Source organism: Veillonella sp. CHU110 (genome assembly GCF_003992255.1).
Taxonomy (GTDB): domain Bacteria; phylum Bacillota; class Negativicutes; order Veillonellales; family Veillonellaceae; genus F0422.
Genome location: NZ_RQVA01000005.1, coordinates 57,457 through 71,820, shown reverse-complemented (window position 1 = coordinate 71,820; position 14,364 = coordinate 57,457). Strand labels below are relative to the sequence as shown.

Annotated in this window: 9 protein-coding genes and 3 tRNA genes; 2 read left to right on the top strand and 10 right to left on the bottom strand. The window is 39.1% G+C overall.

Annotated features, from left to right (window positions below):
* Positions 1-639: 639 nt before the first annotated feature.
* Entirely contained in the window at positions 640-2,616 is a 1,977-nt protein-coding gene (locus EO122_RS08410) for a YadA-like family protein (protein WP_127009361.1), read from the top strand.
* Between the two features lie 113 nt (positions 2,617-2,729).
* Here EO122_RS08410 and EO122_RS03320 read toward each other — a convergent pair whose 3' ends face one another.
* The 4 genes from EO122_RS03320 to metE form a co-directional block, all read right to left on the bottom strand.
* Positions 2,730-2,918: a hypothetical protein gene (locus EO122_RS03320; protein ID WP_127009360.1), complete on the bottom strand. Its 189-nt coding sequence runs from the start codon at positions 2,916-2,918 to the stop codon at positions 2,730-2,732.
* A 162-nt stretch (positions 2,919-3,080) separates the two neighbouring features.
* Positions 3,081-4,694: an IS1182 family transposase gene (locus tag EO122_RS03315; RefSeq protein WP_127009359.1), complete on the bottom strand. Its 1,614-nt coding sequence runs from the start codon at positions 4,692-4,694 to the stop codon at positions 3,081-3,083.
* A gap of 229 nt (positions 4,695-4,923) precedes the next feature.
* On the bottom strand, positions 4,924-6,006 hold the full coding sequence (locus EO122_RS03310) for an Abi family protein (RefSeq protein ID WP_240632640.1): 1,083 nt from the start codon (positions 6,004-6,006) through the stop codon (positions 4,924-4,926).
* Between the two features lie 435 nt (positions 6,007-6,441).
* Positions 6,442-8,751 carry a 5-methyltetrahydropteroyltriglutamate--homocysteine S-methyltransferase gene (gene metE, locus EO122_RS03305; RefSeq protein ID WP_240632639.1) on the bottom strand — a complete coding sequence of 770 codons (2,310 nt, stop codon included), beginning with the start codon at positions 8,749-8,751 and terminating at the stop codon, positions 6,442-6,444.
* Positions 8,752-9,065: 314 nt separating this feature from the next.
* Here metE and EO122_RS03300 point away from each other — a divergent pair, with 314 nt between their 5' ends.
* Positions 9,066-9,773, top strand: coding sequence for a nicotinamide mononucleotide transporter (locus EO122_RS03300; protein ID WP_127009356.1), 708 nt, complete (start codon positions 9,066-9,068; stop codon positions 9,771-9,773).
* Positions 9,774-10,029: 256 nt separating this feature from the next.
* On the opposite strand, the gene EO122_RS03295 is transcribed toward EO122_RS03300, so the two are convergent.
* The 6 genes from EO122_RS03295 to EO122_RS03270 all read right to left on the bottom strand — a co-directional run bounded on the left by EO122_RS03295 (position 10,030) and on the right by EO122_RS03270 (position 14,353).
* Positions 10,030-10,821, bottom strand: coding sequence for an Rpn family recombination-promoting nuclease/putative transposase (locus EO122_RS03295; RefSeq protein ID WP_127009355.1), 792 nt, complete (start codon positions 10,819-10,821; stop codon positions 10,030-10,032).
* 494 nt (positions 10,822-11,315) lie between these two features.
* A tRNA-Arg gene (locus EO122_RS03290) sits at positions 11,316-11,392 on the bottom strand.
* A 103-nt stretch (positions 11,393-11,495) separates the two neighbouring features.
* Positions 11,496-11,569, bottom strand: a tRNA-Gly gene (locus tag EO122_RS03285).
* 11 nt (positions 11,570-11,580) lie between these two features.
* A tRNA-Pro gene (locus EO122_RS03280) sits at positions 11,581-11,657 on the bottom strand.
* Between the two features lie 289 nt (positions 11,658-11,946).
* On the bottom strand, positions 11,947-14,103 hold the full coding sequence (locus EO122_RS03275; RefSeq protein ID WP_127009354.1) for an SMI1/KNR4 family protein: 2,157 nt from the start codon (positions 14,101-14,103) through the stop codon (positions 11,947-11,949).
* 16 nt (positions 14,104-14,119) lie between these two features.
* On the bottom strand, positions 14,120-14,353 hold the full coding sequence (locus tag EO122_RS03270; protein ID WP_127009353.1) for a DUF4911 domain-containing protein: 234 nt from the start codon (positions 14,351-14,353) through the stop codon (positions 14,120-14,122).
* Positions 14,354-14,364: the final 11 nt, after the last annotated feature.

Below are 14,364 nucleotides of genomic sequence, written 5' to 3'. Positions count from 1 at the left end.
CTACGACCAGAGCAACACACACTTCCTATCTCTCTCGTCAGCCTACTATTGAATGCTTATGTATACTATTATGTTTTCTTTCACCATCCTACGTAATCCCATAGATAAACATTCACTACATACACTGCATACCTTATAACCTCCTAAGCTGTTTGCTCTCATTTGATAAAAAACGATTTCATTTAAAACGCAAAATTGACATCATTCCATTCTCAAAAAAACGATGTCTCATAATTACGATTATATACCCAATTAGTATTTTTTACAAATTGAAAAAAATCGACTTTCTTTTGTATTTAAAATGTGTTGCAATTATATCAAATTTAGGCACTACAAGTGCATTGCCTAAAGCACAGATTCACTACTTTGTAATCATTCTAGATTCTATAGATGTGCTTTCTCATTATAGCAAAATACTATAACAATACGCAATCAGATTGTTACATTTTTCACACTTTCATAGTTAAAGCTAACAACTTCTATAGCCTCCCTCTTATGTGATATACTATACATATATACATGTACGCATGCTTGTCCATGGTACGCTAACTCATCATCAGATATTCGCAAAAGGGGGTGCGTATATCCAACGTTTTCTGTGTCCATCGTAAGTCAGTAAGAAAAAGAAACGGGAGAGATATGATGAAAGAAGTATCTACTAACACACAACCAATCCGCAAACACTGTACCTTGGCAGCTTCCACTGCTGCCCTATTCGCATCGACTATGCTATTGTTTCCGTGGAGCCGAGCCCAAGCAGGTTTACCAAAAGATATCGAATTGCATGACGCGACGGGTGTCCTATATGATGCCATGGCTGCCAATACTAGTACCAATATTACGGTAGGCCCGAAAGCAACGGTCATGATGGGCGGTGGCAAGCAAGAAGGGATCTTATCCTTTGGAGAAACTTTCAGTGGCCGAGATATTAAAAATGAAGTAGAAATTTTAAAAAATCTACCCGCCGGTATAGCCGTTGGAGCTAATACCTATGCTCGTACGGGTTCTATTGAAGTGGGTGACCACACGCTAGAAAAGAATGACATTGCCATAGGGGATAGTTCGGCGAGCAAGCTTAAACAGTTTGGTGTAGCCTCTACTACGGTAGGCACGAACTCCTATACAGGTGGAGGTTTTGCTACTACCTTGGGAAGCTATAATGTGCAGTCTAGTCCGTTCAATGCCAATGGATTCTTTGATACCCTGTCGAATGCGACAAAAAATGCCTTCGCCACTGTGGTGGGATCATTGAACTCCAATGAATCTATGTCTAGTCGTTCTTCTACTTCTGGCGTTGCCAATGTGATCACTGGTACAGCCAACTCTGTGAAAAATAGTAATGGTGCCATCACCATGGGAGCTGGAAACCGCATCGAAAATTCCATCGGCGATTTCAGCGCCTCTGCATATAATACTAAATATGCTTCTGTGAAAGACATGCAAACTGCGCTACAAGAAGGGGTTGCGAAAAGTGCGGGTGGCGCTACCTTAGCCATCGGTGGCGCTAATACAGCCGATTATACTTCACACACACAAATTATCGGGGTTGGTAACACCGTAACAGGTACTAAATCTGTGCCCAGCAAATACAACATGGTAAATGGTTACAAAAACACTGTAACCAATGCCAGCCATCTATCTGTGATTGGTGCGGAGAACACAGTCACTGATACTACGTCCTCCATCTTGTTTGGGGATCATCGGACCTTGACCGCCGCTAATGAAAGTGTCCTCATCGGTGGCGCTACCAAGGACATGACTACCAATGTGACACGAGCGACTGCTATCGGTTTTGACTCGAATGTAACCACTGCAGGTGGTGTTGCCATTGGTAGTCAATCTGTGAGCAACACAGCCGCAGGTGCAGCAGGCTATGACCCCGCTACGAAACAAGCTTCAAAGCTGACAGACCACACATGGGTATCTACATTAGGTGCTGTGTCTGTGGGAGATACGGACAAACAACTTACTCGCCAAATCACTGGCGTCGCAGCTGGTACGAACGATACGGATGCCGTCAATGTGGCACAACTAAAAGCGGTAGCGGCAAACAGTCAAGATGGAAATGATACCTTGGTGACTTCCACCACTGGCTTGCAACTACAGGATAAAACATTGTCCTTGACCGTAACTGATACAGCGGGTCATTCAATAACTGGTACAGTAGACTTGTCTTCTATCGCTGCAAACCCTGCTGCCTTTAATCGTATGGAGTCATCTATCAATCGCTTAAGTGGTCGTGTCGATTCCCTAGGAGCTAGTGCGGCAGCTCTTGCTGCTTTGCATCCACAAGATTACAACAGCGAAGATAAATGGGACATCGCTGCTGGCTACGGACATTACCAAGGTTCTCACGCCTTAGCTCTAGGTGCGTTTTATCGACCAAATGAAAAAACTATGGTTTCTTTCAGTACAAACCTAGGTGGTAGCGAACGTTTATTTAACGCTGGCCTTAGCCTTAAATTCGGTGAAAGTAACCCTTATGCGACATACAGCAAATCTCAGCTCGTTACATTAGTCCAGCAACAACAAAAGCAAATCGTCCAACAACAAACAGACATGCAACAAGTACAAGAACAGTTGCGTCGTATCATGGAGCGGTTGGAGATTAAATAAGCTATATAGTAGGTATAACAATAAGAGGAACATCGGTATTGGTGCCGATGTTCCTCTGTTTTGTATTTGCAGTTTGTCAATATCTCTAATAAGCTAGACGAATTATAGTCTTACTATTCACCCAATTCTGCTCGAATCTCTTTTGTTGCTTGTACCATGTTTTGTAAGCTAGCAACGGTTTCTGTTTCGCCACGTGTTTTCAATCCGCAATCTGGGTTTATCCATACATGTTTTACTGGGATTTTTGAAACGATCAAGCGTATGACTTCTTTGATTTCTTCTACGCTTGGTACTCGTGGAATCCAAAAGGGGCCGTAACAAAATGTACTTTTTTACATTTGCGTTACAGTCCCTTTTACATGCAGAAACTACCAAGGCTCTTGAGATAGTGCTATCACAAGATACCTTGGTAGTTTTTCCGTTTCTAGGCGCACTTAAATAAGCCTATGTAAATGGATTACTTTCTAGGCTGACGCAATTTCTTTTTGGCAGAATAATGAGGTATGTATCCTGTTATCTTGGATTCTATGATGTAGTTTCGAGATATTAAATCCCATTGCTAATAGGTATAACATCTTTCGCACATGATCATTACCACGGTGTAGTAATCGCCTAAACTGAAAGTCTTGTTTTAATACTCCGAAGGCGCCTTCCACTTGTATAGAGCGATTGGTACGCAATTGAATCCCTTCTGAACTTAAGATTCGTTCCTGGTTATGTTGCAATACCGAGTCATATCCTGGAGTAACGCAAATTTGCTTAGTAGGATTCTTTGTGCTTTTCTTTGCATATCGTTGGCATTCAGATTTGTATCCACAGCGATTACAAGATTCACATACGTATACCTTACTTTCCCAAGTAAATCCAGTTTTACTTTTACTCTTACGACGGTGAGAATAGTGCAACTTTCGACCTTTAGCACAAATAAAAGCATCTTCATTGGATAGGTATTCCATATTACGAGCTTTACTAATATCTGTTTTCCACTTGCGTTGTTTAGAGCGTTCGTAATCCTTAGATTTAATACAAGATAGGTATCCTTTTTCTTCTAACCATAATAGATTTTCGTAGCTGTCATATCCTGCATCCGCTACTATATATCTAAACTTGGAAGTGTGCAAACTCTCTAAATGATGCAAAAATGGGATTAACGTATTGGTATCGTTAGGATTAGGAAATATACCTACACCCATAATATATTCGGAGTGAACAGCTATTTGAACGTTGTAGCCTGGTTTTAATTGGCCATTTTGCATATGGTCTTCTTTCATACGCATGAAAGTGGTATCAGGATCTGTTTTGGAATAACTATTTCGCTCGCCCATAATGGCTAAATGCGCTTCATATTCTTTGCGTTTGTCTACTAAAGCCTCTGCTCTTTCATATAATCGTTGTAATGCAGTCTTATGCTTGCCCTTACCAAACACAAAATTAATTTGTTGTAGTTCAATTTCTTTCGCTAATATATGGCACAATAATTCATCATTCATCTGTGATGCATCAATCCCTAGTTCTGTATGTACATCTTGTTGTAGTACTACTAACTTAGATGGTAAGGTAGCCAATCTTTTTTGAATCGCCTTCTTCCATACAAACGTATACTTATTAGCGTTGGCCTCTATCTTGGTTCCATCTATAAATACTTCGTTGAAAGTAAGCGTATCTCTTCTTGCAATGGCTTCCATTACTTGTGTAAATAAATTCGTAATTACCTCTAAGGAACAACGAGCAAAAAAACGCTGAAACGTCATATGGCTAGGTGAAGGATAGCCTTGTAGTAGCCACATGTAATTGATATTTTCTTCACATTGTTTTTGGATAGCACGTGTAGAATACACGCCCTCGGACATAGCATAGATAAAAATTTTAAACAGAATATGCGGTGGAACCTTAGATTTTCTCCCTTTGGAAGAATACAAATGCTGTAACTCTGTATAATCCAACTCCTCTAATACAGCATCGAGTAACCGCACTGGCGCTGTTTCTTTGATCAAAATGCCATAATCCAATGGTAAAACTAGTTGGCGAGGTCTCGCCAATTTGGTATAATTATATGAATTGGTATTAGGTTTGTTCATAATTACATTATACCACTGAAAAGGGTCCTTCGGGACCCTTTTGCCTATTAAAAATATAAAAAATAGAGGAAAGTTGATACTTTTTGATCAACTTTCCTCTATTTTATTTGTGGGCTATTTTGTTACAGCCCCTTTCAGTAGGTGATGCCTCCATCACCAAGAGCTCTTAAGAGCCATATCTAATTATCTATTATACTATCAGAATTACTATATTCCGTCAACTCAGTATTTATAGGGTATACTGTATTTTCCCTGATAGGATTTTTTTCCACTGTCCATAATTAGGACATCCCATTTGTTTTAACATTTTTTGATTCAGTTTATTTCCCTCAAGATATCCCATTCTTCGGCGATTAGAATAGAAAAACTTCTTCATCAATTGTTTTAACTCTACCAAGGATTCAAAATATCCTAAAATTTTAAGTACATCAAATAATGACAATTTTGAGTCCTTATACCCATAATGTTTTTGAGGATTTAATAAAAATGTCCTAACTATATTAGCATTAACCTTATAATATGTAGGTGTGGTAAAGCGATTAATTACAGATGCATGTGCACAATTATTTCTTAAGCATAGTAAAAAATCCATCATATTCAGGAACTCTGATCGCTTGCCTTTCTTTAATTTAAAATCACTTAAAACATCCTCTAGTACATCATCCTGCAAATAGTATACTAACCTAATAGTCTCTCCAAATGTTAAAGTTTCTATAGCTACCCAAAAAGGGACTTCTACATCCTTATGATCAATCTTATGAATATCTCTATATACTGCAACATTCGCTGGCGCTATATAGTTTTTTGATTGATAAAACTTCATGTCGATATGATCATTCCTATCAATCAAATTCGTTAAGTAATATGGCTTAAAAAGACTAAAGTCAGTAAACTTACTATATATTTTTTTATTTTGTTCCTTAACAAAGGGATAATTTAGTGAATATGGGCAATATGTAACACTCGATGTATTGGTATCACTAGGGTCCATAAAGTTTGATTTATTTGTATATTGCATCGTATCACTAAGTATCGTACAATGCCGTTTCGTAAAATGATATGCAATTGAGGTCTTTAACTTTTCTTCTACCTTATTTAGCTTTGAAAATATAGCATTAGAAAATCTTTTATCAAAAGAGTGTACTGCCTTAAAATCATCTAAAGTAATATTTTTATAAGTTTTAGGATGTAATGTATCTAAGAATAAGTTTTCAAATCCATTAAATAGAGAATAATAATTTTGCTCTACTAGTACTTTATTTAATTCATCATCCTTAAAAGTAGGCCCTCTACTTTTTAATCTATTTTTCAAACTTTCACGCGATAAAAATATTTTTATTCCCAATTAAATCACCCTTTTTTGTAACTTTCCTTATCCCTTCATCTTTAACCCTATAATACTTAAACTTCGTCTATACATGCTATTATTATCCACTAGGAATATAGCGATACAATTTGTCTATACCAAAAGTCTATCATATTTCTACAGAAAAATCAGAATTTTTATCGGAAACTATGTAAGAGTAGAATACATTTGTGACAAAACAATTGAAAGAATCGTAATGCTCTATTAACGGCACATCAACGATATACGATCAACTATAATACCCTAGCACAGAAAGGTGCCTATAACAATAAAAGGAACATCAGCATTACTACCGATGTTCCTCTGTTTTAGGTTACATTGTTTTTTCAGTATAGGATTTATCATTCACTCTAATTCCCCAAGAAGGAAACAGATTTATTTTTATCCTAATTCTGCTCGAATCTCTTTTGTTGCTTGTACCATGTGTTGTAAACTAGCTACGGTTTCTCTTTCGCCACGTGTTTTCAATCCGCAATCTGGGTTTATCCATACATGTTCTACTGGGATTTTTGAAACGATCAAACGAATTACGTCTTTGATTTCTTCTACGCTTGGTACTCGTGGAGAGTGGATATCGTATACGCCAGGTCCTACTTCTGTTTGGAAGTTATTTTCCAATAAGGCATCTAGCAATGTTAATTTAGATCGTGACGCCTCAAAGGTAATCACATCTGCATCCATGGCATCAATTTCAGAGATAATATCTTCAAACTCGCTATAGCACATATGCGTATGAATTTGCGTTTCCACTTTCACTTTTGCATGGCATAGACGGAATGCTTTGATGGCAAAATCTAAGTAATCACTATACCAGTCCGCACGGCGCAATGGCAACTTTTCACGAAGGGCTGCCTCATCGATTTGAATGATACGAATACCTGCCGCTTCTAGGTCAAGTACTTCTTCACGGATAGCCAACCCGATTTGGTACATCATTTCTTTCGTGGAAATATCTTCACGAGGGAAGGACCAGTTCAAGATAGTCACAGGACCTGTCAACATCCCTTTTACTTCTTTATCTGTCAAGCTGCTAGCATACGCATTATAATCTGTGGTGATCGCTTGTTTCCGTTTGATGTCACCGAACACGATTGGCGGTTTTACGCCACGTGTGCCGTAGGACTGTACCCACGCATTAGACGTAAACACATATCCTTCCAAGTTTTCTCCGAAAAATTCCACCATGTCATTGCGCTCGAACTCGCCATGCACCAGCACATCTAAGCCGATGTCTTCTTGTAATTTGATACAGTCTTTAATGAACTCTTTCGCTTTTGCACGGTATTCCGCTTCAGAAATCTCACCTTGACGATACAATTTGCGATTTTCTTTCACCGCCTTTGTTTGTGGGAAGGATCCAATCGTTGTGGTCGGCAACAATGGCAATTGGAAAACAGCCTTTTGCGCCGCTTGACGTTCTTTGATATTTTGTGGACGGTTGAAATCTTCTTCTACCAAGGCTGCTACTGCTTGTTGCACCCTTTCATCGGTGCGAAGTTCAGATTTGGCAAACAACGCTTGGTTCGCTTGGAATGCTTCGTGAGATGTATACTCTGAAAGCTCTGCTAGATCGGTGATTTCTTTCAATTCTCCTAGTTTTTCATAGGCGAATGAGAAATGTTGTAACACCTCTTGTGAAAGTTTCGGCTCATTCGCCACCGTATATGGCACATGTAGCAAGGAGCACGATGTACTAAGCACCACATCGATGCCAGCTGCTCTTAATTCATCTACCTTTGCCAACACTTTTTTATAGTCAGTACGCCAAATATTTTTACCATTTACTAAGCCTGCAAAGAGCAGTTTACCTTGCGGGAATCCATAAGATTTCACTAAAGATTCTGTTTGCTTACCTTCAATGAAGTCCAAGCCAATGCCGTCAAAATCAAGCCCTGTCACTACTTCATAAGCATCGCGGATATCTCCGAAGTAGGTTTGCAACAATACATGTAAGCCTTGTTTTTGTGGGAGCAAGCTTTCATAGATACGACCAAACAATGCCACGTCTGCTTCGCTAAGATCGTACACCAAGTACGGCTCGTCTAGCTGAATCCAGGACACGCCTTCCTCTTTGGCTGCCTTGAATATATCCGCATAGGCTGTGATGACATCATTCACCACGTCGTCGATACCTTTAGTACCTCTAAAATCTGCTAATTGCAAGAATGTGAAAGGTCCCACCAAGACAGGTTTCGTTTCGATACCTAATGACTTCGCCTGACGATACCCATCTAGAAAGTCTGTAGACCGCAACTGCAAGTTCACATCATCGTCGATTTCTGGCACCAAGTAGTGATAGTTCGTGTTGAACCATTTCTTCATGGAGAAGGCTTTCACATCACCCTTCTCACCTTGGTAACCACGAGCCGCCGCAAAGTATGTATCTACTTCGCCTAATCCTAAGTCTAGATACCGTTTTGGAATCGCATTTAACGTGAACGCTGTATCCAGCACGCCATCGTATAAGGAATAGTCATTGGATGGAATGAAATCTGCCCCAGCCGCTTGTTGCACTTTCCATTGTACCTCTCGTTGCTCTTTCACAACCTTCGTCAAATCCTCTAGGCTCACATCACCACGGAAATAAGATTCAGTAATAAATTTTAACTCTCGTTTCGCCCCAATACGTGGGAATCCAGTTACAGAATATTTCATATATACAACACCTCCATAGTGTACATCGATAAACATCAATCTGATATCTATACTATACTCCTGGAGTAGGGATTTGTATAATATGTATAAAAGATAGTTGGTTATAGGTAAAAGTTATAACTTACTTATTTTGGTAACACTTCTGTAATAATGGGATCTATAAAATTTTCTAGCTATACGATTTGTGATTTCCTTATCAACTGTGATATGATTAAACATATAGTAAAATTTATATTATTTTTCTTTTAAGAATGTAACCCTATAGTACTTTTCACATTACCCAAAACATATAATGCGTCTGACAATACAACATTCCTGAAAGAACATATCTCCTTAGAAAGGATCCTCTCATGCAACAGTATTTAAAACAGTTTGCCACTTCAAAATGGTTTGATGCCATTGGTGTTATACTGGTTGTTAGTATCGCTATCTCCGCTGGATATCTTAATACTCGACTTGAAAAGTATGTCGATTGGGGCCCATGGACTTCGTTAGTTCCATTCGGCATTATTTCTGTCATCAATGTTGGCATTTCCATGTTATCTACACGATTTACAGGAAAATTAAGCAACTGGGGAAATTATCTGGGTATTATAAACACAATTCTCTCCGGCGTAATAGACTTTATACTAGGAAATAAAGCAGCTATTATTACCTATCCTATTACATTTTTCATCTACACATTTGCCATCAAAAAATGGAAAGACTCTCATGAAGGCATTCCTAACACGATGACTGCATCCCAAAAATATCTAATAGGCACTATCATTACTATCGTCGCTTTTACCATATCAAGTGTAGCAAATTACGTCGGCTTTAATGGGCATATGACTTTCTTATCAACACTAACAACTATTGTATTTGCCTTCTCACTCATTGCTAACCTATTCAATGCTTTGAAATTAGATACACAATGGCCATTTTGGATGGTTTATAATATCGTTCAACTACTGAAAGCTTTCACCCAAGGCAACTTTGCGAACGTTGGAAAATACATATTCTATATCATCAACGCCATCGGGGCCTTGCTATTCTGGAAAGACAAAGAACAAGCATAACTCAATTCCAACAAGAAATTGACCTAACGCGTGAGGTAGTCAGACCTCTTTTACCTTAGACCATTTTCACTTAAGGAATGCAGTAATGGGTAAAAATCGTGATACCCATATTGACTGAATTGCACAAATACAAAACGAGCGTGGCATATTCCGGAGCAAACCTACCGTAGGAGCAGTTTGTGGAGGAATGTGTCGCGCTCGTTCGTTTAAGCACTCAATGGGTGCCACAAGTTTTCATAGCATCACAAGAGACATTTTATAAGAGCGCATGCTCTTTTCCAATTTGAATCACCTGTTCTACAGACATATTCGTAATACGGGCAATCATCTCTACCGATAATTTTTCATGCAACATACCAATAATAGCCTCTAACATACCTTCTTCTTTTCCCTCACGCCAGTATTTCTTCCGATCCATTTCTAGCTTCATATACTCGCCCCTCCATTCCTTACTTTGTTTCACTATATGCACAATCTCATCCATCTGTTGTACTAAACCATCCACTGGTGGTCTACCATCTACATAGTCTAAAAAATTCTGTAATAATTCCGAAACATCATTCATTTGTGCCTTAGTACTTAAAAATATAGTAGTTAAACCATCTCCCAACTCTCTGCCCGGTTCTTCTGTACATTTTTTTGTATACGTGTATTTATGCCGCTTGCCAGAAAATATAGGAAACGTACAGATAAAAATGACAAAACAATCATTCAATGTCATATAGTCAGCGCCCTTTTCCATAGAGTAATGGTCAATCGCACTATGATAAAATCGCGACCGCTTCACTAACTCATGCATATTCTTATACGTTTGCATTTCAATATTGTAGATGGTTCCTTTGTCATCATTCACATACACATCCAAGCGTACACCTTTATCATCAAGACCAGATTCCATTGTCTTTTCTGTTTCAATATACGCAATATCAAGAATTGAAATCTCTAACAACCGTTCTAATAATTCCTTACAAATTGATTTTTCACGCATTACCTTTTCAAAAATAAAATTATCTTGAATACTCAGATCATCAAAGGACTTGAATTGCATAGATATACCTCATTCTTTGCGTTAACTAAATTATACCACATCTATAATGCAGTACGGTAGCACACCATGCACCACCTATTTATACAATTCATAAACTGTCACTTATACTCCTTTAAAATTTCCTACTAGTATATATTCCACAAAGGAACGCAGTTAGACGTAGAAAACTTATAACGAAGCGTACTAACTAGCGTTATATATATCATATACAAAAGCAGATAGCTCAATCTGAGCTATCCGTCTATTTACTTGGTGATCCAGGAGGGATAGCGGCAAGCTTAGTTCTCTAGAAGCGTAGCGACGCAGAGAACTTAGCGATAGCATCCCTGCCACATAAAAAGGATCCCACATCAAGTAGAATCCTTTGTGCTCTGGTGATTCAGGAGGGATACGTAAGCAACTTAGGTCTCTAGGAACGCAGTGACGCGGAGACCTTAGTGCGTCGATCCCTCTAACATAAAAAGGACTCTAGAAAACATAGAATCCTTTGTTAGTGGTGATCCAGGAGGGATTCGAACCCCCGACCCACGGCTTAGAAGGCCGTTGCTCTATCCAACTGAGCTACTGAACCATATGTAGTTATGCCATGTTATTTTACTGTAAATAATAAAATAACCCATCACATAGACATTGTCTCTGTATGGGAACGTATTAAATACAATCACATGTATAAGTGGAGCGGGTGAAGGGAATCGAACCCTCGCAACCAGCTTGGAAGGCTGGGGCTCTACCATTGAGCTACACCCGCACATAAGAAAATGGTCGGAGCAGCAGGATTCGAACCTGCGACCCCCTGGTCCCAAGCCAGGTGCGCTACCAAACTGCGCTATGCCCCGATATCTTCTATCCATAGTAACGATCCATCTTAGCTGTCCTTGGGAAACACTGTTTCGCTACCGTTTGTTACTTACCGTAACAACAAATATATAATATCATATCCCCCACATCTATGCAAGTATTTTTTTATAATTTATTAAACTTTTTTCTAAGGTTAACTGTATAATGAAATTGAACAATTAACCACTTTTTTCTAATAAACAACTATACAATACCATTGACCTATCGACAATGTTTCTAACCAAAAAGGACACCGCTCATCACAGTGTCCTTTTCTTATACAAAGTATTATCCATCTATTTCATCAGAATCACCAATATAGATTTGTAGAGTTTGCACATCCTCTGTATGTACACTTTCACTAATCCGTACTGTATAGTTCGTTTCCTCATCAATCGTTAATATATCTCCATCTTGTACATCCGATTCCAAAGATAAAACAACCGCTGCAATTGCACGCACAGATGCACACATCTCTTCCACATCTCCGGGATAATGTAACAATTCAATGTTTAGCTTTCCATAGGATTCCATACCCGTTGTATGTCCAGATACAGTACCGTCTTCTTCAAAATCGAAATCCACCCAAATCATGTTTCCCACAGGCAATTCATCATGACGCAATTTATCAGTTTCTGCAATATACGCCATCGGCTCATACACAAGCCCATTTGTATAAATGCCTACTGCATCGCCTTGTTGACTTACTACTGAAAGTAACTTCATCAACAATGCTTCTTGTGCCATGCGATCACTAGGACCATCTACAATACTGATCGCCACATGATTTGTATGGCCTGTGACAGCACCCATAGCATCGTCCCATAGATAATTTTTCATCGCCGCTCCTTCGGCTATGATCGGTGGCATAGCAAATGGAAAGGGAACGATAACAACTTTATAGTCATCAATGAGTAAGAAATGTGCTTCTTCTAATTCATCTTCCGTGATAGACTGTATATCTTTTCGAGCCATAGCTGCACGCACTTGTACACCTTCTGGGCTAGTCACAGAGGAAATATCCCATAGGGTAAGCAAGTCTTTTTTTAACCGGGGGAAGTTAAAACTATCATTCTCTAGCATGACCATCCCCATACATCCTCGCTTACCGATTGTTGGCGGCTCTACATGCTCTAACACCTTATCTGTAAGACTAGCCATAGCGCTAACCAATAAACGGTTCACATCATCATGGAGATCAATGGTATCTAAATCTATGGACAATGACTTTTCCATCACTACTTGTACTACATGATCTACAAAGGCATCTAAGCCATTTTGCAACAACTGTAATAGGAATCGATTAAAGGACGGGGCTACTACTTCTAATGCTTGACTTTCACCATCATATAATAGTATTTGTCCCACATGACCTTGTTTCGTTGGATTGTAGTCGATGTACAACCGAGACGCCTCTGGTCCATCCCCTGTGACTGCCAGCAAGCAGGCATCCCACTGACTAGTACGAGCACGTACTTGCTTAGGTTTAGCCACAGACAACGCCATTTGTAGTACATCTAAATCTTCTGCAGTCTGAGCTAGCATTTCCTTAGCCGATAAGGAGTAAAACTTTTTCCCTTCATGAATATACATGGGGAAAGGAACCTGTAAAGACGTAAATTGCTTCCCAAAGGTCCCATCCAACATATTTAGAAAATAGGTCACTCCTTCTGGTGTGTATGGATACTTGCGCAGTAACTGCATCCAATCAGTAGGTATAATCGCTTTCCATTCCTTATGAATTTCTTTCCACAGCTCTAAAGCCATAGATCTATATACACGGCATACTTCAGACATATATCGTTCTTGTACAGTCATGCCAGAATCTACTACTTCAATGTTTGCGGTTTGACCAAAGCAGCTGCGATCTAGGAAAGAACGAACTATTTCTAGTGCCATATCTAGATCTGCCACGTAATAAAAGTAGGAGGCAATACCATCCGGTACACTCATATAGGTGGAGCTCACTACATTAATTCCCTCTAAGGCCTTAGAAATCTTAGCATCCAATCGAGTGAACTCACTTTTAGATATGGGTTTTTCTTGTGCCATATCGAAGTTGACACGAATATGATGCAACGTTCCTACTTCCGCTATCATATGTTCATCGAAATACAATTTAGACCCATATGGCAAGGCGATTTCTTCCAACGCTTCTGCGACTACCGGTATCAAGGTAGGATCACCATCCATAGAGAAGCGAATAATACAATAGTCAATTTCTCCATTGTCTAAGTATACGCTTTCACCTTCTTCTACGGTACCAACATGCTCTAATTGATAGCGCATCAACGTTTCTAACGATTTACGGCAATCATCATCGAATTTAGCTGGAATATGTAGGGTATAGCGATATCTCTGTCCGTTGCTATCGCTTTTTTTACCATTCGTATCCAGTTCCTCATCGTAGTCTATACCTATACTTTCATAATTTTTACGTCCCATGTATATCTCCCTTTACTCATTCTATTGTATCTAGCAAAGTAACGGATACAGGCAAAGATTGTAAGATTTGCTTTGCAAGTTCTCGCGTCGATTCTGTGGTACGGATCATACAAAGTCCCTCTGCATTCACCGTCGTCATAACTCCTACATATTCATAACCTTCCAAAATGCGATTCACATAATTGGTTTGGCTTCGATCAATCTGAAAGTACACATACTGCGGATCATAGGCAATTGCTTGTGTGTGCATAGTCTGCCTCC